Genomic DNA, 19,232 nt, shown 5'->3' with positions numbered 1-19,232 from the left:
AGACTTTCTGCTCGCTACCGGCCGACGAGACACCGGCTTCGTAGTGTCTCGCTGGGCGATTCGCCAAATACCTGACGATAACTGAGGCTGAAGCGCCCCATATGAGTAAAGCCCCAGCCCATGGCAATGTCGGTGATTGTCGCCGTGTCAGTGTCGGTTAGCAGCGCCTGCCGGACTCTTTCTAAGCGCACCTGACGTAAGGTTTCCATGGGGCTCTGATGGCGAAAGTCTCGGAAGCCAGCATAGAGGGTTCTCAGGCTAACACCAGCTACCGACGCCAACTGAGCTGGCGTCAGCGGCTCTTGGGCATGGGCCTCGATATACTCCTCCACCCGTTTGACGTGGCGTGGGGCGAGGCGTTTATCCCCTTGGCGCAGCGCATCGCTGTAATTGTGGGGCTGGGTCGTTAACAGGGTATGGATGATCAATTGCTCAAGCTGGGGGGCAATCAGCGGATCTTGGTGTGCCTCCGGTGACTCCTTGAGCAGCCGAGTGATATAGCCGATTAGGTTGAACCAGCTGGGCGTGTCGCGCCAGTACATTACGGGGTGAAAACTTAAAGGGGCGCGTAGAGGGCGTCCTAAAAAGCGGCTACAGGCATGCTCTAGTGCTTCACGCTCGATACGTAACATCAACTGATCACAATCTTCACTATAGTGCATCCTGAGTCGTGCCGTGGGGTTGAGTACTGAGGCCAGCAGCTGTCCCGAGTCGATCTGTTCGCCGTCGTTGTCAATCCGGGCTTGTCCCTGTAGGGGCATCTGAATCAGGTAGAAGTGCTCGAGCCGCTCAGGGTCGATGCGCACAGCTCCGCCATAGGCGAGGCGGTTATAGGAGACGCAGCCCAGCGCTACTGAGTGCAGGCGGGCAGACAGTTTGCCACCGTGACTCAACGGTTCCAGATGATGTGACTTAAAGATATTGGCGACGTTTGTGCGTGTTTCCTCAGCGGCAGTCGAGCTGAATACCAAGTTCCGATGATCCTCCATCAGGGCTTGCTTCATCCAACGGGGTAGTGATTGTTGCGTTGTCATAAGGATCTCAATTGTTGTTATGTGCCCGCATCAATGGGGAGTGTCGAAAGTCCTTTCAGTATAAATAGCGATTTTCTTGATTCATTTCTTGGCAAATTACTTTCTGCACTCAGCGGATAGAGATGGCAGTTAGCGGATCGTGAAGTGCTTACTTTCTTGTCTAAGGTGATGGCGTGGACTTTAGCAATGACCCGCCAACAACAACGAAAGGTATCTACATGGGCACTTGTATCGAGATCAAGGCAGCGGATGGCAGCGGAAACTTCACTGGTTATCTGGCCGTTCCCGCCTCCGGCAGCGGCCCCGGGATTGTGCTGCTGCAGGAAATATTCGGTGTTAATGCCACCATCCGTGAAATCGCCGATTACTACGCTGAAGAGGGTTATGTGGTGCTGGCACCGGATCTGTTCTGGCGTCAGGCGCCTAGCATTGAATTAGACTATACCCCGGAGGATTGGCAACGTGCCTTTGGTTTATTTCAAGGCTTCGATCAGGAGCTCGGTATTGAAGATATCGCCGCTGCTGTCGAGACCCTACGGTCGCGTCCAGAGTGCAGTGGTGCCGTAGGTGCCCTGGGCTTCTGTCTCGGTGCCCGTCTGGCCTATTTGACGGCTTGTCGTTGTGATGTAGATGCCGCGGTGGGTTACTACGGCATGGGAATCGAGAACCATCTGGACGAGGCAAAAAACATCCGTGGGACTCTAGTGCTGCACTTCGCCGAACAGGATGAATATTGTCCCGCCGCCGCCCGCGAGGCGATAGAAGCTTCCCTGGGCGAGCAGGATAATATCGAGCTGTATCTATACCCGGGTGTGGATCATGCCTTTGCCCGCCCTCATTCAGAGCACTACCACAAGCCCTCAGCGCTTATGGCTCACCAGCGCTCGGTGACGGCTTTTCGCAATGCCATGGGACCTCATTACGACCTCTCGGCGCTGTGGGATAAGCATTGCGAGTACGAGTTTTCCACCCGCAACGTGGACGACACCATGGCCACCATGGTGGAACAGCCCTATGTCAACCATATCCCGACGCTCACGGGCGGGGTGGGGTATCGGCAGCTCTATCGCTTCTACAAGCATCACTTCGTCGACAGTAATCCCGCCGACACTACCCTAATTCCTCTATCACGCACTATCGGGGCGACTCAAATCGTTGATGAAACATTGTTCTGCTTTACCCACGATCGCGAGATCGACTGGTTGCTACCAGGGATTGCGCCCACCGGTAAGTATGTGGAAATCCCGCTCGTCGCCATCGTCAAGTTCCGTGGTGACAAGCTCTATCATGAACATATTTACTGGGATCAGGCTTCGCTACTGGTGCAGATCGGGGTGCTCGACCCGACAGGGTTGCCAGTAGCAGGTCATGAGACAGCCGTTAAATTGCTAGACGAAACCTGGCCTTCCAACGAACTGATGCACACTTGGGGCAACAGCGCCAATCGCTGATCTATTTGTGCCTGCCTACTCGTAGCAATCACCTCAAAACCACTTGATGTTAAGAGAGCGTTTTCTGCTTGATCAGCGCAAGCTGCTCGGTTCTTTACCATTGTACGTCTGAGTTAGCTGCTGATGACGCGGTTGAAACACCGTCAGATTTGGCAAAAAAAACGCGTTAACACGTAAAGAAAAAGGGTGCCCATGATGGGCACCCTTTTTCATTAGCGGCTTGCTAACGACGTTAAGCGCTTTGTTTAACGCCTTTTTTGAGCTCACTTTGTTTGCTGTCATTGGCATCGCTTGGCTGTGGAAGCGAGGGCAGTGATTTAGCGAGCATATCGACACTATGCCGGTAGTAGAGCTGGCTCTTGTTGTGTTCGCCAAGGCTTGCATAGAGGCGAGCAAGCTCGGCGCATACTTCACCGCTGGGGCGTTGACGTTGACTGGCTTCAAAGTACTCCAGTGCTTTTTCCCACTTACCAGTACGCAGCGATAGTCGGCCACAGGTCAGCAATAGTTCGGGATCGTTGGGGCGTTCTTGCAGCCATTTTTCCGCTTTTGCTAGCTGGCGCGCAGCGTCTACGTTTAGTAGGCCGTAGCGTTTTACTAAGCGCGCATCCCAGTGGTTGTCCAGTGAGTGATTAAGCAAGCGCTCAGCAATAGGCTCTTCGTTGGCCTGTAAAAGCGCCTCGGTATAGAGCACGATTAGCTCGGTATTGCCGCGTAGATAGTCCGGCATATCGGCCCATAGCCCGCGTACACGCTCGATATTCGTGGGGTTTTTGGCCTCAAAAATAATCAATTCACGGTATGCTTTGAATTCCAGTTGCTCACGTTCTTGCTGAGTGATCAGCTTTTGCGCTGCCAAACGGGGTATTAACTGGCGTAAGCCTTCCCAATCGTTAACGCTTAAGTGCACTTGCTTAAGCAGCTTGAGGACTTGCGGGTGGTTGGGCAGCTTCTTATCCAGACGATTCAGAATGGCCAGCGCCTCTTCAGGCTGCTGACGATCAATCATCAGTTGAGCTTGCATCAGGCCAATCGCCGTATCAGCCCCTTCGGTAGTGAGCTGAGCCTGATTCAAATGCTCCTGAGACATTTCGTGGTGGCCTTGGTAATGCGCCGCCAGTGCCGCAGAAAGATAGTTCACAAGAGGTGTGCTGGAATCGTCAGCCGCTCGCACCAACGTTTTCTCGGCTTTTTTCCAACGGCCTTCGGTTAAGGCCACCAAGCCGCGCACGGTACGTTTCATGGCACGACGATTGCGGGCACGGCTATTCCAGGTGCGAAAACGCCCGACTGGGCGAATAATGCCGCTGAGCAGGCGTAATGCAAAGTGCAAAACGATGAAAGCACCCAGTAGCAGCACCAAGCCGAACCAGAACGACGTTTGTACCGAGGTGTCACCAACGCGTATTAACCAGTAGCCTGGCACCGACATCATTAGGTGCCCGAACAGTGCGCCGACCGCTAGGCCGGCAACAATTAAGAGAATTAGCTTTCTCATGCATCACCTCCACCTTGGCGACGCGACTCAAAGCGGTTTTCAATGAAGCCCGCTAGTGCCTGTTGCGAAGCACTGATGTCTGGTAACTCAGGCTGCACCTGGGTTTGCTTCAGTTCTTGCAGGCGAGCAATAACGCTTTGCGTCTCTTCTCGTTCGGTATCGTAGTAGCCGTTGAGCAGCGCCAGTGCCTTATCGATGCTTGCCTCAAAAAGCGCTTGCTCTTCTTTAAGCAGTGCCAACTGAGACTGTTCCAGAATCAGGCGTAGGCTTTGACGCAGATAGGACTCTTGCTCGGGTGTAATCAATGTTTCTAACGCTTCGTCGTGCTGACGAATCACCACAAGATCTTTTAGCTCTTCCCCAAAGCGAGCCAATTGACGTTGGAAGGTGCCCGTGGGCGGCTGTTCAATGCTAGAGGTAACGGCGCGCTCTTCAATCTCTTGTGACAGGCGTAGGCCAGCAATACGCTCTTGTTGAGCGTTCAATGCGAGATAAATACCTGTGCGATCAACCTGTGGTACGGCGTCCAGGGCGGCAAGTTCGTTAGCAATTTCACGACGTACTGGCGTTAATGCAGGGTTGTCGGCATCGACCAAGCGAGCATCGGCGGTGCGCAGCAGGGCGGCAGCACCTCCAACGTCACCTTCCAGCTGCAGGCGCTGGTTGGCTAACCGTAGCAGGTAAGCGGCTTCAGCGTGTAGCCAGTCTCGCTCGTCGGTCTCCTGCTCTTGAGAAAGCTGTGCTAGCACGTTGTCTAATGTGTTGTTGACCTCGCCACGATAGCTGTCCAGCTCGCTACGCAGTTCGCTCATCGTGCTATTCAGCGCTTGGGTGCGCTCGGCTTCGCTGCTCTCAATGCGCGATGTTAGGTTGCTAACTGCCTGTTGCGAGGCACTGCTTTGTGTCAGTTGGGCGAGCTCGTCTATACGCTGCTGCTGGTTATCCAAGCGTTGCCAGCCTTGCCAAGCAGCAAACGCGACGGCAAGTGCCAGGATAATCACCAATGCAATGGCGATACCACTGCCTTTGCCACCACCACTGTTCGTGGTGCTGTTCTTAGAAGAGGGCGGGACATGCGCAGCATTGCCAGACGCGCTATTGCTAGACGTGCTATTGCCACTGCTCGTTGGCTTGGCGCTTGCCGTCTGCTTGGTACCTGCTGACGGCTTAGTGTCTGCCGAAGATTTAGTATCTGCAGAAGATTTAGCATCAGCTGTCTGTTTGGGCGCGTCGCTTGGTTGGGGCGAGGCTTGGTCATTATTGACGTTCGCTGAGGTGGTGCTGGCACTGGGCGCGCTAGAGCCCGCTTTATTACGGCGACGCGAGCGGCTGTTTTTAGCGGCGTAAGAAGATGCTGCCGTATTGCCTGCTGTTGACGTTTCGCCGCCCGACGCGGCTGACGCGGAGGTGTCGCTCGGTTTAGCGTCGTTTTGAGTTGTATCGGCAGACGCGTTGTGTACGCCTTCCTGATCATTTGGTTGTTTGCTCATCTGTCGCTAGCCCTTATTAAGTTCCTTGATCGACATCGGCACCCTTCGGGTTGCAGGACCGACCCAACGCCGCTGCCAGTGCAGCTGGTGTTGCTCCCGACGCCACCTTGAGGTCACGAAAACCCAGTTTACCGGCCAGTTTAGCTAAACGGTGACTGGAAACGATTAGCGGTTGGTTCAACGCTGCTTGTTCACACCATCTTGCCAGATGTTGAAGCAGTTCGCCGCTGGTAGCGATTAACGCTCGATAATCGCCGGTTAATAGACGTTGTTGCAGGGCAGGCGTTGGCGCTTGATATACGCGTCGATACACGGCTATGCGGGTCACGTTGGCCCCGCGTGCGCTCAATGTATCGGCTAATAATGAGCGACCACCTTCACCAGCCACTAGCAATATACGCTGATGCGTAAGCGTTTTGAGTGAGGCTAGTGACAACAGCGCCTCGCTCGTGTCTTCTCCGTAGTCAGGCGAAGGAATATGGACACGCACACCCAGTTGTTCAAAGAGCATGCTTGCCGTCGCACGGCCTACGCTATAGTAATCAATGCCCACAGGCAGCTGTGGCCAATAGCGATCAAGCGCCTCGCTTAAACAGTAAGCGGCAAAGGGGCTGACCACCACTATTTTATGGTACTGATCAATATCTAACCACACGCTACGTTGAACGTGGTCCTCGGGCAGCGGCTCTAAGCGCATAACATTGAGGCGCTCTACAGAAGCTCCCTGAGCACGCAGCGAGTCTGCTAGGGCTTCACCCCGCTCACCGGGGCGGCAGATCAGTACCGGTTGACTCATACGTTGCGGCCATACACCTCGGCTAATATATCGCCTGCCCCTTGATCCAGCAGATCCTCGGCGATTCGGATACCCAGGGCTTCGGGCTCATGAATGGAACCGCTGCCTTCTGCACGCAGTACCTCTGTACCTTCTGGGTTGCCAACCAAACCGCGCAGCCAAATAGTATCGCCTGCCTTATCAAGCACGGCATGGCCTGCGATAGGCACTTGGCAACCGCCTTCAAGACGGGTGTTCATGGCGCGTTCGGCACGTACACGAGTGGCAGTGTCGGGGTCATCCAGCGGGGCTAATAAGCCGATTAGCTCGGGGTCATGGAGGCGACACTCGATGCCTAGTGCCCCTTGGCCACAGGCAGGAAGGCATATTTCAGGCGGCAGTGCTTGGGCAATTCGTTCATCGAGACCTAAGCGTTTCAAGCCAGAGGTGGCGAGAATAATGGCATCAAATTCGCCCGCATCTAATTTGGCTAAGCGAGTCTGTACGTTTCCGCGTAGATTAAGAATCTGCAGATCAGGGCGCGCTTCACGTATTTGCAAGCCACGACGCAGACTAGCGGTACCGATACGAGCACCCTCTGGTAGCTCGTCGATGCTGGTATAGTGGTTAGAAACAAACGCATCGGTCGGATCGGCGCCTTCCAAAATGACAGAAAGACCGAGCCCTTCGGGAAAGTGCATAGGAACATCTTTCATTGAATGAACGGCGATATCTGCACGCCCATCGAGCATGGCATCTTCTAGCTCTTTCACAAAGAGCCCTTTACCGCCAATCTTGGAAAGCGGTGTGTCGAGAATTTTATCGCCCTTAGTGGAGAGCGCAATAAGTTCGACTTCCAGGCCGCTGTGTGCCGCCATCAAGCGGTCGCGGACGTGCTCGGCTTGCCACATGGCAAGCTGGCTTTTACGCGTGGCAATGCGCAGTTTAGTGATGGATGACACGTGGTTCTCCCTTTGTCGCTGACAGGTCGCGACGAACTATGATAAGTCTCATCATAAAGCACCCAGCCACACAGTAAAAATAACCGGCTGAATTTAAGGCCAGTGTTGTCAGGCAAACCACATATTTAGGTAATGCCATGCCCCTTGCTAAATCTCAAGGCAAGTTAGACCAGTTTTTTTTATTATCACAAGACTTATTCTTTAGTATTGATTTCGCAGGCATTTTACTTAACGTCAACCCTATGTTTGAAACCTTGCTGGGCTATTCCGCTAGCGCATGGATAGGCAAGCCATGCAGCAAGGTAGTGGACCGTCGCGATATCCCAGTTGTCGAGGAAGCATTGGCGCGTCTCCAGTCCCAAAAGAGAGTACCTCCGTTTGATGTTCGAGCGCTGACGGCTGAGGGACAAATGGTGTGGCTAGAAGTTACCGCCGTGGTGGGGGAAGGGGTCATTTACGTAGTCGCCCGTGATATTTCGCGACGAAAAGCCATCGAGAAACAGCTCATCCGTAATCAGAGGCTCTTCCAAATAGTTGGCGAGACAGCGCTGATTGGTGGCTGGTATGTTGATATGTCCGAAAGGCTGCCTATTTGGTCGAACGAGGTGTGTCGCCTGCATGGCGTTTCGCCCGGGTTTCAACCCACTGTTGAGGAGGCAATTGACTTCTATGCGCCGAGCTTCCGGCAGCGTATCCGTGAGGTTTTTGAAGCCTGTTGCGAGCACGGTATCAGCTTTGATGAAGAGCTAGAGATCATCACTCGACAAGAAGTAAGGCGATGGGTAAGAGTGATTGGAAAAGCCGTACGAGACGAACAGGGGCACGTTGTTCAGGTTCAGGGCTCAACCCAAGATATCACTGAGCGCAAAGCGACAGAACGGCAGCTTACACTGCTAGAGAGGAGCGTTGAATCGAGTATCAATGGTGTCATCATTGTTGATGCTCAGCGGCATGATTTGCCAATAGTTTATGTGAACATGGCTTTTGAGCGAATTACCGGCTACTCCCGGGGTACGGTGATAGGGCAAAACTGCCGCTTTTTGCAGGGCGAAGAGACGGATCCCACCACGCTGGATCAACTGCGCAGAGGGATTCGAGCGCAGCAAGACGTTCATGTCGTGATGCGCAATTACCGTCGTAACGGAGTGCCATTTTGGAATGATCTGTATGTTTCCCCTGTGCGCGATACTGCGGGCGCTGTAACGCACTTCATTGGTGTACAGAATGACATTACTGCCCAGCGCGAATACCAAGCGCAGCTTCGACATAACGCTTGCCACGATGCATTAACAGGCTTGCCTAATCGATTGTTACTCGACCAGCGACTGGCACAAGGCTGCCAGCTGGCTAAGCGGTATCACCGCTATATAGCCGCGCTATTTGTCGATTTAGATGACTTTAAACCGATTAATGACACGCTTGGTCACGAGGTAGGCGACTATATGTTAATTGAGGTCGCCAAGCGCCTTGAAGAAGAGCTGCGCCCTTGGGATACCGTGGCGCGTTTTGGGGGAGACGAGTTTATCGTTCTATTGCCTGATTTAGCCCATGAAAAAGATGTCATGCAGGTCGTTGAGCGGCTGCTCGCTCGTCTCTCTGCGCCCTACTGGTATCGAGGCAGCGAGCTGCGTATGACTGCCAGCATAGGAATTGCCACTGATGATGGAACGATTAGCGAGCCGCGCCAGCTTATACAGCAGGCGGATCTGGCGATGTATAAAGCCAAGCGGCAAGGGCGTAATACCTATCAGTGGTATACCGATGAGCTAAATCGTAAAGTTTCCGAACGGGTTAATTTACGTCATGCGTTGCAACAAGCCATAGAACAGTCGCAATTTGAGCTGCATTACCAACCGCAAATACATGGCTCCACTGGTCGAGTTTCTGGCGTAGAGGCGCTGATTCGCTGGTATCACCCTGAGCGTGGCAACATTGCTCCTGGTCAGTTTATTAGTTTGGCAGAAGATACCGGACAGATTATGCCGATCAGTGAGTGGGTGTTGGAGAGGGCGTGTCGTGATGCTGTCAGATTGAACGCGAGCGCAAATGTGCCTATTACCATGGCGGTGAATATTTCGCCCATGCAGTTTCAGCGCGCGGGATTTTTGTTATCTATTGAACGGGTGCTTGAGCAGACAGGCTTGGCACCCGAATTATTAGAGCTAGAGCTTACCGAAGGCGTGCTAATGGACAGTACGGAGCATGTCATACAAACATTGCAGGATCTGCGTTCGCTGGGTGTGCATATTGCGCTGGATGATTTCGGAACCGGCTTTTCAAGTCTTAGCTATCTCAAACACTTGCCGATTAACAAGCTTAAAATTGATCGATCATTTGTGCGCGACGTGGTCAACGACACTCGGGATGCTGCGATTGTCGATGGCGTGGTAACCATGGCGGCCAAGCTGGGTCTTGAGGTATTAATCGAAGGCGTAGAGACGGCAGAGCAGTATGCATATCTCAGCGCACGCCATAGCACGCATTTTCAGGGCTTCTACTTTGCTCGTCCGATGCCATTTTCAGCCATACGTAGCTTATTACACGAATCTCCTTATCCGTTTAGTGACGCTGAGCCCTCGCCGACATGAAAAACGACTATAAAACGGCATGCCGCTGAGTGCGGCGACTCTGGTACACTTTCTGATAACGATGACTTTAGTTTTTAACGACTCCTTCAGTTTTGTCAGCAGGATATGCCTCCGATGAGCCAAGCTACGAACCAGTCTTGGGGCGGTCGCTTTAGCGAGCCCACCGATGCTTTTGTCGCACGCTTCACCGCGTCTGTGACTTTCGACCAACGCCTGGCGCGCCAGGATATTCAGGGCTCGATTGCCCACGCCACCATGCTAGCGCGAGTCGGTGTCCTGACCGATGAAGAGCGTGACACCATTATCAATGGTCTCACCGAGATTCAGGGTGAAATCGAGCGAGGCGAGTTTAACTGGTCGATTCCGCTTGAAGATGTACACATGAATATCGAAGCGCGGTTGACCGACAAAATTGGTATTACCGGCAAAAAATTGCACACCGGCCGCTCACGTAACGACCAAGTAGCGACCGATATTCGCTTGTTCATGCGTGATGAGATCGATGTGATCGAAGCGGAGCTGGTGCGTCTGCGCGAAGGCATGATTGAGCTTGCTGACCGTGAAGCCGATACCATTATGCCCGGCTTCACTCATTTGCAAACGGCACAGCCGGTGACCTTTGGCCACCATCTATTGGCATGGCAAGAGATGCTAACCCGTGACCACGAGCGCTTACTGGACTGCCGCAAGCGGGTGAACGTGATGCCTCTTGGCGCCGCGGCGCTAGCGGGTACCACGTACCCCATCGACCGCCATGTCACTGCTGAATTACTCGGCTTTGATCGCCCGGCAGAAAACTCGCTGGACGCCGTCTCTGATCGTGACTTCGCTATCGAATTCACCAGCTTTGCCAGCATTCTGCTAATGCATCTATCGCGGATGAGTGAAGAGCTGGTGCTATGGACCAGCGCTCAATTTGATTTTATCGACCTGCCTGACCGCTTCTGCACCGGCTCTTCGATTATGCCGCAGAAGAAAAACCCTGATGTTCCCGAACTGGTTCGCGGTAAAACGGGCCGTGTGTATGGTCATTTAATGGCGCTGTTAACGCTGATGAAGTCTCAGCCCCTGGCCTACAACAAGGACAACCAGGAAGACAAAGAGCCGCTGTTTGATGCTGTTGATACCGTGCGCGACTGCTTAAAAGCCTTTGCTGACATGGTGCCTGCTATCGAGCCGAAAAAAGACAGCATGTATGAAGCCGCACGACGTGGATTCTCAACCGCCACGGACCTTGCTGATTACTTGGTTCGCAAGGGCGTCGCCTTCCGCGATGCCCATGAAATTGTCGGTCAATCGGTGGCTTACGGTTTGAAGACTAAGAAAGATCTGTCTGAAATGACCCTTGAAGAATTGCAGCAGTTCTCTGCCACGATTGAGCAGGATGTGTTCGAGGTGCTTACATTAGAAGGCTCTGTGGCCGCCCGTAACCATATCGGTGGCACCGCGCCTGACCAGGTGCGCGCCGCTGCCAGCCGTGCCCGCGAGGCGTTAGCTGCGCTTAAAGGTGATGCATGAAACGCTGTGTTACCACCTTGAGTGCGGTGCTGATGATCGCGCTGCTATTAGTGGGCTGCGGCCAGAAAGGGCCGCTCTATTTACCTGATGAAGACACCCATGGTTCGGCTGCCGAGCAGGAGGGGTAATGGATCACTTTAACTACCGCGATGGCGTGCTTTATGCCGAAGACGTCCCGCTTACCCAGGTCGCCGCTGAACTGGGCACGCCCTGTTATGTTTATTCGAAAGCGACGTTAGAACGCCATTTTCGTGCTTATACCGAAGCCCTGGGTGGTCATCCCCATTTAATTTGTTATGCGGTGAAGGCTAACTCTAATTTGGCCGTGTTGGGTTTGCTTGCTCGCTTGGGCGCTGGGTTTGATATTGTTTCGATTGGTGAGCTTGAACGCGTGCTGAAAGCGGGTGGTGATCCGAAAAAAGTCGTGTTTTCAGGCGTTGCCAAGCAGCCTCATGAAATGGCCCGTGCGCTAGACGTTGGCATTAAGTGCTTCAATGTTGAATCACGCCCCGAGCTTGAGCGATTAAATGCTGTTGCGGCGGAACTGGGCAAGGTGGCACCGGTATCGCTGCGGGTAAACCCCGATGTGGATGCTGGTACCCATCCCTATATTTCCACTGGGCTGAAAGACAATAAGTTCGGTATTCCAGTCGACGAAGCGCTGGATGTTTACACGCTGGCTGACAGCTTACCTAACTTGCGTGTCACCGGGCTAGACTGCCATATTGGCTCTCAGCTCACTGAAACGGCACCCTTTTTAGATGCTCTTGAGCGGCTGTTAATGTTGATGGAGCGGTTGCGTGAGCGCGGCATCGAGATTGACCATTTGGATTTAGGTGGTGGGCTAGGTGTGCCTTATCGTGATGAAAAGCCACCTCAGCCGTTTGATTATGCGAGTCAATTGCTGGCACGCCTTTCTCGCTGGGAGGGCGGTGAAGCGCTTACTTTGCTATTTGAGCCGGGTCGCTCTATTGCCGCTAACGCAGGTTTAATGCTGACCCGCGTAGAGTTCTTAAAGCCCGGCGAAACCAAAAATTTCGCGATTGTTGATGCCGCCATGAATGACCTGATCCGCCCTGCGCTGTACCAGGCATGGCAGGCGATTGTGCCGGTGGATACCCGCCAGCAGCGTGAGCGTGCGGTCTATGATGTGGTCGGTCCTGTCTGTGAAACCGGCGATTTCCTCGGTAAAGAGCGCGATTTGGCAATTGCTGAGGGCGATTTACTGGCCGTTCGATCAGCGGGTGCTTACGGCTTTGTGATGGCGTCAAATTACAATAGCCGTCCACGCCCTCCGGAAGTGATGGTCGATGGCAGTAGCTATCATGTGGTCCGCGCTCGGGAAAGCCTGGAAAGCCTGTGGGCCGGTGAAGCTCTGCTGCCGGAAGGGGAGCGCTGATGCTGTTGCACTTCACCAAAATGCATGGTCTGGGTAATGATTTTATGGTGGTGGATCTGGTGACTCAGCGAGCGCGTCTGCGTGATGAGCAGATTCGCCAGCTAGCAGACCGGCGCTTTGGCATTGGCTTCGACCAATTATTGGTGGTTGAGCCGCCCCGTGATCCAGAGATGGACTTTCGCTACCGTATTTTTAATGCGGATGGCAGCGAAGTTGAAAATTGCGGCAATGGCGCGCGCTGCTTTGCACGTTTTGTTCGCGATCAGCGCCTGACACATAAGCATGAAATTCATGTGGAAACTGCCGGTGGGTCACTGGTACTTAATGTTCAGCACGACGGTATGGTGCGCGTTGATATGGGGAGACCGCGCTTTAATCCCGCCACGTTGCCGTTTGAAGCACCGGGGGATCAACCCTTACACACTGTCGAGGTCGACGGTGATACGCTGGAGCTGGGAGTTGTCTCGATGGGCAATCCCCATGCTGTGCTGCAGGTGGAAAGTGTTGATAGTGCACCGGTTGAGCATCTTGGTCCGTTGCTTGAGTCCCACCCTCGCTTTCCTAAGCGGGTGAATGTGGGGTTTATGCAGGTTGTGTCGCCCAGCGAAATTCGCCTGCGAGTGTATGAGCGTGGCAGCGGCGAGACGCTTGCTTGTGGCACCGGCGCCTGCGCTGCTGTGGCTAGTGGTATTCGCCAGGGGTTATTGAAAAGCCCGGTCACCGTTCATTTGCCGGGTGGTCAGTTAAGCATTGAGTGGCCCGATCCCGAAGCGCCGTTGGTGATGGTGGGCCCTGCTACACGCGTCTTTGACGGTCGTGTCACACTCAACTAATTCGAGGAGAACGGCGATGTCTCAAGCCCCCGAGCCGCGCAAAACGCTCGACCCTGATCAAGTGGCGTTTTGGCTGGCCCGTCATCCCGATTTTTTTGTTGGTCGTGAAGGCTTGCTGCAGCAACTTAAGGTACCGCACCCCCACATTGATGGGGCGGTATCGCTGCTAGAGCGCTTGGTAATCGATTTACGTCAGCGCGCTGAAACAGCAGAGGGACGGCTTGAGCACCTGCTAGAAACAGCACGGCATAATGAAGCCCAATACCGTCGACTGCGTGAGACGCTACTCAGTCTGGTGGGAGCAGAAGATCGTGATGCCTTGGCCCAAGCGCTCGCTGTTCAGTTAAGCGAGCACTTTCAAACGCCGGCAATGGCGCTATGGTGCCCATCCTCATTGAGTGACAATGAGCCGACGCCGCCTCAACCGCCACGCCACGTATTGGACCAGCATGCCAGCGCCCGTTTGGCTGCGCTGCTAGATGGGCGCACTAGTCGTTGTGCCAAGCTCAGCGTTAGCGACTGGAAATGTCTGTTGCCGCATACTAAAGCACCCCGGCGGGCGGGTTCCTGCGCCATTTCGCGTCTTTCGGCGGGCGAGCAACTGGGGTATTTGCTGCTCGCAAGTCCTGATCCCGACTGTTACCGCGCCAGTATGGATACGCTGTTTACAGAGTACCTGAGCGATATCGTGGCACGGCTACTGCTGCGCCTAGAACACCATGGATAGCCCAAGCTCATTAACGACGCAGGTCGAGGCGTATTTACGTAAGCTTGCGACCCACGCAAGCCCTGCCACAGTGGCTGCGTATCGTCAGGATTTAACCGCCCTGCAGCGTTTTTCTGAGCAACGCGGCGTCACCGAGGCAGCGACGTTAGACACTACATTTCTACGCGCCTTTTTGGGGGCGGAGCGCAGTCGCGGCCTGGCGCCGAGAAGTTTAGCCCGCCGCCGCGCTGCACTATCACGTTTTGCTGACTATCTTGTGCAGCATCACGTGCTTGCCGACAATCCTGTGGGGTTACTGCGCACGCCAAAGCAGCCAAGCCACTTGCCCAGACCGCTTGATGTGGATGCGCTCTCACGCTTTTTAGACACGCCGCACGACGGCACACCGCTGGCAATACGTGACCAAGCCATGCTCGAGTTGTTTTACTCCAGCGGCCTACGCTTAGCGGAGCTTGCTGCGCTGGATTTGGGGCACTTAAATGCTCAGCATGTGCGGGTGATGGGTAAAGGCAGTAAGCCCCGGCAAGTGCCCGTTGGTCAGCGAGCGGATCAAGCAATTAAGGCGTGGCTGTCGTGTCGGCCTGAGCTAGCTGCAACCGGCGAAATGGCGTTATTTGTCGGTCAGCGTGGGCAGCGGCTGGGACACCGCGGTATTCAAAAGCGTTTGGCGCAACTTTCTATTGTGCGTGGTTTGCCTGAACACCTCCATCCCCATCGCCTGCGTCACTCGTTTGCAAGTCATTTGTTGGAGTCCAGCCAAGATCTGCGCGCGGTGCAGGAATTGCTGGGCCACGCTAATTTATCGACGACACAAGTCTACACCCGCCTGGATTGGCAGCACTTGGCCGAAAGCTATGATGCCGCTCATCCTCGCGCAAAACGCCGCACGACACGGAGTTAACCATGGCTTCTCTGCAAGCGATTACGTTTGATCTTGACGATACGCTATGGGACAACCAAGGCGTGATGTTAAAAACGGAAGAGGGCCACTATCGTTGGCTAATTGAAGCGCTGGCAACGTGGCGCAAAGCACGCCACGAAGCGCCATTAGCGCTAAGTTACCAGCAGGGGCTGGCTGATTACCTGGAGCGCCGCCAAGAGTGGGCCAAGCGGGTGCCAGAACGGCGCGGTGATTTTACCTGGCTGCGTTTGCGGGCGTTAGAAGCACAGCTGGAAGCCCAAGGCTTAGCACGCAGTAGTGCGTTGCTATGGGCTGCCGCTGCTATGAATGAGTTTCATCGTCTGCGGGTACAAGTAACGCCGCACCCCGAAGCCGCGGGGCTATTATCTGCGTTGAGCGAACGTTACCAGCTAGCCGCTATTACCAATGGCAATATTCACCTTAAACGCCAGCCGTTAGCGGCGTACTTTCCAGTGGCTATTGCTGCAGGCGAATTACTGGCGCCAAAACCAGATCCTAGGCCGTTTCTCACCGCCCTGGAGCGTCTGAATGTTGTGCCACACCGCGCCATGCATGTAGGTGATTCCTGGCAAGAGGACATATTACCTGCACAGCAACTGGGCATGCACGCCGTATGGATCGCCGCGCAAGGCGACCAAGCCTTGCCAGCACGCACCCACCGCATTGCCCACGTGAAAGAATTGCCCGAGTTGATCGAGTGGTTGGAGCGACGCTCGTGAAAAAGCGGCTTGTTTAAGAAGACTGAGTTTGTTTGGCAAGATTCCGTTTAATCGGGAAAGCTTGGCTTGTTCGGCGATCCTTGGTTTACTCAGAAGTATGCAGCCACTGGTCGAGCTTTTGAGAAAGCGTATCTACACCGTCGCGCTTGAGCGATGAGAAGAGCTGAACGGAGACTAAGTCTTCCCACTCTTTAAGACGAGAGCGGACTTTTTGCAGCGCGGCACTAGCAGGGCCTTTTTTTAATTTATCGGACTTAGTAAGCAGAATGTGCACAGGCATTTCGCGCTCATCTGCATAGTTGAGCATCATTTGGTCGAACTCGGTTAGCGGGTGGCGCACGTCCATTAGCAGTACAAGGCCACGTAGGCTGAAGCGGCCACGAAGATAGTCAGACAGGTGCTGCTGCCACTCTAGTTTTACCGCTTCAGGCACTTTGGCGTAGCCGTAGCCTGGCAAGTCGACTAAGCGACGCGATTCGTCGTTCATGACGCTGAAAAAGTTGATCAACTGGGTGCGGCCTGGCGTACGCGAGGTGCGGGCAAGGGCATTTTGTTGAGTAAGTGCGTTAATCGCGCTTGATTTACCCGCATTTGAGCGCCCAGCAAACGCGACTTCTGCGCCGGTATCGTCTGGACACAGAGCAAGCGTTGGCGCGCTGATCATAAAACGCGCTGTGGGGTAGTTCAGTCGAACGACTGGGTGATCATTGGCAGTAGACATGGTGTTAATCCTGAAAAACAGACGTATAAGACGGCCCGTTTCACCACGTTAACGTGAGTAAATGACGGTACCGCGACGAATTACCCCAAAAGCAGACCTGGACTTGCATTCCCGCCGCTAGGGTGATTCGTTATAATGCAAGCGGTTTATAACTGCGACCTGGGGCGCTAGTGTACCATCGCGCTCTAGCCAGCAGCGACCAACACGGCATGTTGTTCGTTTTGGCGGAGCTGACCCTGGTAAAGTGCTGAACCTGGGCAGCGCCCGGGATGCGTACCAGTCAATAATCAAACGGCATAGTGGAATAGCAATGAGAAAGTTACTGGCAAGCCTGGCAATTACCATGGGTGCCGTTGGCACCGTACACGCTCAAACCGACCACCAAGCTGACGCGGATGCGGCGGCAGGTCGTGAACTGGCTCAAACCTGTGCGGCCTGTCATGGTCAGCAAGGTATCAGCGCAGTGGGTACTTTCCCTAATCTGGCAGGGCAGCAGATGTCCTATCTGGCCAAGCAAATCATGGATATTCGCGACGGCAACCGCTTGGTTCCCACCATGGCTGGTCAAGTCGATGCATTCTCTGATCAAGATGCTTGGGATGTTGCGGCTCACTTTGCTGGCCAAAACGCAAATCTTGGCCAAACCAACGATGAAGACTCAGAGTTTTTAGCGCGCGGTGAAGAGCTGTACCGGGCGGGTGATATGTCCAAAGGTATTCCTGCTTGCAGTGCTTGTCATACACCTACGGGGGCTGGTATTGGCAGCGCGGTATATCCAGCGCTTTCAGGTCAGCACACAGAGTATATGGTGTCTACATTGCAAGACTTTGCTTCCGGTGAGCGTGCTAACAGCCCGAATAACATTATGGGCGATATTGCTTCTAAAATGAGTGATAACGACATGGAAGCTGTAGCGAATTATCTATTAGGCTTGAACTAGTCGCTGATGATAAATAAAGGTGCCCTATCTCACTGGTAATTAAAGAGATGGGGAACCTCTATGCATGTCCTGCAGTCATAGCCTCGCTCATTCTTGGAGAATTTTCGCTATGTTGAAAACGTTAATGGTCGCGATTGCTGGCTTAGGTTTATCTGCGGCAGTAAGTGCTCAGGAGTTGGTCGAGGGTCAGCACTACACACTGCTTGAGTCGCCAGTGGAGACACAGGTCGACGAGGGGCAAATTGAAGTGACCGAAGCGTTTTGGTTTGGCTGCCCGCACTGCTATCGGCTGCAAACACCCGTAAATGAGTGGTACGAAACGCTTGAAGACGACGTTAGCATTGTCCATATGCCGGCTACCATGGGTGGTGCCTGGAACACCCATGCGACGGCGTTTTATGCAGCAGAATCTCTGGGTATCGAAGATGAACTGCACGCTGATTTCTTTGAGGCCATTCATGAAGATGGTCGCTCACTGACAGATGAGGATGAAATCGCCGAGTTTTTCTCTAATTACGGTGTCAGTGAAGAAGAAGCTAAGCAGGCGTTGAAGGCATTTGGCGTTCGTAGCGAAGTCAATAAAGCCAACAGCCGCATGCGTGAAATGCGCTTAATGGGTGTGCCGGCGCTTATTGTTGATGGCCGCTACGTTGTGTCGCCAAGCACGGCAGGTAGCTTGGAAAATATGCCGCAAATTGCGGATGCGCTTGTCGAGCGCGTGCGTAACGAGCGTGCACAATAACGGTGTTAAAGCATGGTCACGCAGGTGGGCAAGTAGGCTCGTCTGCGTTGTCTTTGGTTGAACGTGGCCATATCCGCTTACTGACATTTAATTTGCAGGTAGGTATTCAAACGTCGGCGTATCACCACTACCTCACGCGTAGTTGGCAGCATGTTTTGCCTCACCCTCAACGTCTGGAACGCTTGGCGCAAATGGGTAATGTGCTAGAGCCATTTGATGTGGTGGGCCTGCAAGAGGTTGATGGCGGTAGTTTTCGTTCCGGTCGCGTAAACCAAGTTGAATACCTTGCCGCTAAAGCACGCTTTCCCCACTACTTTCAGCAGCTAAATCGTAATTTAGGGCAGTTTGCTCAGCACAGTAATGGGCTATTGTCACGTATCGTGCCTAGCCACATCGAAGAGCATCGTCTGCCAGGAATGTTGCCAGGGCGTGGTGCAATTCACGCACGCTATGGTGAGGGACCAGATGCACTGCATATCTTTGTCGCCCACTTGGCGCTGAGCCAGCGCGGGCGTGTGCGTCAGCTAAATTATTTAAGCAATATTATCGAGCCGCTGCGCCATGTGGTAGTCATGGGTGATTTAAACTGCACGCCTGACCAGCTTCATGCTCATGAACGTTTTAGTACTTCGTTGCCACTTCACCCGGTTAAGCCGCTGCTTAGCTATCCATCCTGGCAGCCTCGACGCGCCCTGGATCACATCCTGCTTTCCCAGACACTTGAAGTCGCAGATGTCCATGTACTGGACCATCTGTTTTCTGACCATTTACCGATTGCTGTCGATTTACCGTTACCTCCCGCCTGCCTAGCGGCGATTCGCCAAAGCGTTTAATAATAAGCTTGCTAGGCGGTTTATGGGCGCTGCATTGTCTGCGTATATGCGCTATTGTCTGGGGCGCTGACCCCCTTAGT

18 protein-coding genes are annotated in these 19,232 nt (G+C 53.8%); 12 read left to right on the top strand and 6 right to left on the bottom strand.

The annotated features are described in order from the left end of the window. Positions 1-14: 14 nt before the first annotated feature. Complete coding sequence (locus NF683_RS06540) at positions 15-1,034, bottom strand: AraC family transcriptional regulator (RefSeq protein WP_253921584.1); 1,020 nt, start codon at positions 1,032-1,034, stop codon at positions 15-17. A gap of 173 nt (positions 1,035-1,207) precedes the next feature. On the opposite strand from NF683_RS06540, the gene NF683_RS06535 reads away from it, so the two are divergent. Continuing rightward, the gene (locus NF683_RS06535) at positions 1,208-2,485 is read left to right on the top strand and encodes a dienelactone hydrolase family protein (RefSeq protein ID WP_253921583.1); all 1,278 of its coding nucleotides are present in this window, start codon (positions 1,208-1,210) and stop codon (positions 2,483-2,485) included. A gap of 232 nt (positions 2,486-2,717) precedes the next feature. On the opposite strand, the gene NF683_RS06530 is transcribed toward NF683_RS06535, so the two are convergent. Genes NF683_RS06530 through hemC form a run of 4 tightly spaced genes read right to left on the bottom strand, consistent with a single transcriptional unit; the run spans position 2,718 to position 7,210 of the window. Then, the gene (locus NF683_RS06530; RefSeq protein WP_193059341.1) at positions 2,718-3,983 is read right to left on the bottom strand and encodes a heme biosynthesis HemY N-terminal domain-containing protein; all 1,266 of its coding nucleotides are present in this window, start codon (positions 3,981-3,983) and stop codon (positions 2,718-2,720) included. Beyond that, complete coding sequence (locus NF683_RS06525) at positions 3,980-5,473, bottom strand: uroporphyrinogen-III C-methyltransferase (protein ID WP_253921582.1); 1,494 nt, start codon at positions 5,471-5,473, stop codon at positions 3,980-3,982. Before NF683_RS06525 ends, NF683_RS06530 begins: the two co-directional genes overlap by 4 nt. 16 nt (positions 5,474-5,489) lie before the next feature. Then, entirely contained in the window at positions 5,490-6,269 is a 780-nt protein-coding gene (locus NF683_RS06520; protein WP_089040237.1) for a uroporphyrinogen-III synthase, read from the bottom strand. Then, positions 6,266-7,210 (bottom strand): hydroxymethylbilane synthase, encoded by a 945-nt coding sequence (hemC, locus tag NF683_RS06515; protein WP_089040238.1) that lies wholly within the window; start codon positions 7,208-7,210, stop codon positions 6,266-6,268. The genes NF683_RS06520 and hemC overlap by 4 nt, the downstream gene beginning before the upstream one ends. 137 nt (positions 7,211-7,347) lie before the next feature. Between hemC and NF683_RS06510 the strand changes: the two genes are divergently transcribed. From NF683_RS06510 to NF683_RS06475, 8 genes are all read left to right on the top strand, one after another. Next, the gene (locus NF683_RS06510) at positions 7,348-9,798 is read left to right on the top strand and encodes a sensor domain-containing protein (RefSeq protein WP_253921581.1); all 2,451 of its coding nucleotides are present in this window, start codon (positions 7,348-7,350) and stop codon (positions 9,796-9,798) included. 114 nt (positions 9,799-9,912) lie between these two features. Continuing rightward, positions 9,913-11,316 carry an argininosuccinate lyase gene (gene argH / locus NF683_RS06505; RefSeq protein WP_095603412.1) on the top strand — a complete coding sequence of 468 codons (1,404 nt, stop codon included), beginning with the start codon at positions 9,913-9,915 and terminating at the stop codon, positions 11,314-11,316. Beyond that, positions 11,313-11,444, top strand: coding sequence for an LPS translocon maturation chaperone LptM (lptM, locus tag NF683_RS06500; protein ID WP_089040241.1), 132 nt, complete (start codon positions 11,313-11,315; stop codon positions 11,442-11,444). The genes argH and lptM overlap by 4 nt, the downstream gene beginning before the upstream one ends. Continuing rightward, on the top strand, positions 11,444-12,715 hold the full coding sequence (gene lysA, locus NF683_RS06495; protein ID WP_089040242.1) for a diaminopimelate decarboxylase: 1,272 nt from the start codon (positions 11,444-11,446) through the stop codon (positions 12,713-12,715). The genes lptM and lysA overlap by 1 nt, the downstream gene beginning before the upstream one ends. Continuing rightward, the gene (gene dapF / locus NF683_RS06490; RefSeq protein ID WP_089040243.1) at positions 12,715-13,548 is read left to right on the top strand and encodes a diaminopimelate epimerase; all 834 of its coding nucleotides are present in this window, start codon (positions 12,715-12,717) and stop codon (positions 13,546-13,548) included. The genes lysA and dapF overlap by 1 nt, the downstream gene beginning before the upstream one ends. A 16-nt stretch (positions 13,549-13,564) precedes the next feature. Further along, positions 13,565-14,275 (top strand): DUF484 family protein, encoded by a 711-nt coding sequence (locus NF683_RS06485; RefSeq protein WP_038479597.1) that lies wholly within the window; start codon positions 13,565-13,567, stop codon positions 14,273-14,275. After that, positions 14,268-15,176, top strand: coding sequence for a tyrosine recombinase XerC (locus NF683_RS06480; RefSeq protein ID WP_253921580.1), 909 nt, complete (start codon positions 14,268-14,270; stop codon positions 15,174-15,176). Before NF683_RS06485 ends, NF683_RS06480 begins: the two co-directional genes overlap by 8 nt. 2 nt (positions 15,177-15,178) lie before the next feature. Further along, positions 15,179-15,916 (top strand): HAD family hydrolase, encoded by a 738-nt coding sequence (locus NF683_RS06475; protein ID WP_253921579.1) that lies wholly within the window; start codon positions 15,179-15,181, stop codon positions 15,914-15,916. Positions 15,917-16,001: 85 nt separating this feature from the next. Here the strand turns inward: NF683_RS06475 and yihA are convergent, their stop codons facing one another. After that, positions 16,002-16,637 (bottom strand): ribosome biogenesis GTP-binding protein YihA/YsxC, encoded by a 636-nt coding sequence (yihA, locus tag NF683_RS06470; RefSeq protein ID WP_089040246.1) that lies wholly within the window; start codon positions 16,635-16,637, stop codon positions 16,002-16,004. A 310-nt stretch (positions 16,638-16,947) separates the two neighbouring features. Between yihA and NF683_RS06465 the strand changes: the two genes are divergently transcribed. From NF683_RS06465 to NF683_RS06455, 3 genes are all read left to right on the top strand, one after another. Further along, complete coding sequence (locus tag NF683_RS06465) at positions 16,948-17,577, top strand: c-type cytochrome (RefSeq protein WP_089040247.1); 630 nt, start codon at positions 16,948-16,950, stop codon at positions 17,575-17,577. Between the two features lie 109 nt (positions 17,578-17,686). Beyond that, positions 17,687-18,319, top strand: coding sequence for a thiol:disulfide interchange protein DsbA/DsbL (locus tag NF683_RS06460; RefSeq protein ID WP_038479582.1), 633 nt, complete (start codon positions 17,687-17,689; stop codon positions 18,317-18,319). Between the two features lie 2 nt (positions 18,320-18,321). Further along, positions 18,322-19,152 (top strand): endonuclease/exonuclease/phosphatase family protein, encoded by an 831-nt coding sequence (locus NF683_RS06455; RefSeq protein ID WP_038479579.1) that lies wholly within the window; start codon positions 18,322-18,324, stop codon positions 19,150-19,152. The last annotated feature ends 80 nt before the right edge of the window (positions 19,153-19,232 follow it).

It is taken from the genome of Halomonas sp. MS1 (assembly GCF_024182575.1).
Taxonomy (GTDB): Bacteria; Pseudomonadota; Gammaproteobacteria; order Pseudomonadales; family Halomonadaceae; genus Vreelandella.
Note: the sequence above shows the minus strand (reverse complement) of the source record. Positions and strands in the feature narration are given on the sequence as shown.

Excerpts from the sequence above, each read along its gene's own strand:
- NF683_RS06540 (WP_253921584.1), bottom strand. The coding sequence starts at position 1,034 with ATGACAACGCAACAATCACTACCCCGTTGGATGAAGCAAGCCCTGATG.
- NF683_RS06530 (WP_193059341.1), bottom strand. The coding sequence starts at position 3,983 with ATGAGAAAGCTAATTCTCTTAATTGTTGCCGGCCTAGCGGTCGGCGCA.
- NF683_RS06525 (WP_253921582.1), bottom strand. The coding sequence starts at position 5,473 with ATGAGCAAACAACCAAATGATCAGGAAGGCGTACACAACGCGTCTGCC.
- NF683_RS06520 (WP_089040237.1), bottom strand. The coding sequence starts at position 6,269 with ATGAGTCAACCGGTACTGATCTGCCGCCCCGGTGAGCGGGGTGAAGCC.
- NF683_RS06510 (WP_253921581.1), top strand. The coding sequence starts at position 7,348 with ATGCCCCTTGCTAAATCTCAAGGCAAGTTAGACCAGTTTTTTTTATTA.
- argH (WP_095603412.1), top strand. The coding sequence starts at position 9,913 with ATGAGCCAAGCTACGAACCAGTCTTGGGGCGGTCGCTTTAGCGAGCCC.
- lptM (WP_089040241.1), top strand. The coding sequence starts at position 11,313 with ATGAAACGCTGTGTTACCACCTTGAGTGCGGTGCTGATGATCGCGCTG.
- lysA (WP_089040242.1), top strand. The coding sequence starts at position 11,444 with ATGGATCACTTTAACTACCGCGATGGCGTGCTTTATGCCGAAGACGTC.
- dapF (WP_089040243.1), top strand. The coding sequence starts at position 12,715 with ATGCTGTTGCACTTCACCAAAATGCATGGTCTGGGTAATGATTTTATG.
- NF683_RS06485 (WP_038479597.1), top strand. The coding sequence starts at position 13,565 with ATGTCTCAAGCCCCCGAGCCGCGCAAAACGCTCGACCCTGATCAAGTG.
- NF683_RS06480 (WP_253921580.1), top strand. The coding sequence starts at position 14,268 with ATGGATAGCCCAAGCTCATTAACGACGCAGGTCGAGGCGTATTTACGT.
- NF683_RS06475 (WP_253921579.1), top strand. The coding sequence starts at position 15,179 with ATGGCTTCTCTGCAAGCGATTACGTTTGATCTTGACGATACGCTATGG.
- yihA (WP_089040246.1), bottom strand. The coding sequence starts at position 16,637 with ATGTCTACTGCCAATGATCACCCAGTCGTTCGACTGAACTACCCCACA.
- NF683_RS06465 (WP_089040247.1), top strand. The coding sequence starts at position 16,948 with ATGAGAAAGTTACTGGCAAGCCTGGCAATTACCATGGGTGCCGTTGGC.
- NF683_RS06460 (WP_038479582.1), top strand. The coding sequence starts at position 17,687 with ATGTTGAAAACGTTAATGGTCGCGATTGCTGGCTTAGGTTTATCTGCG.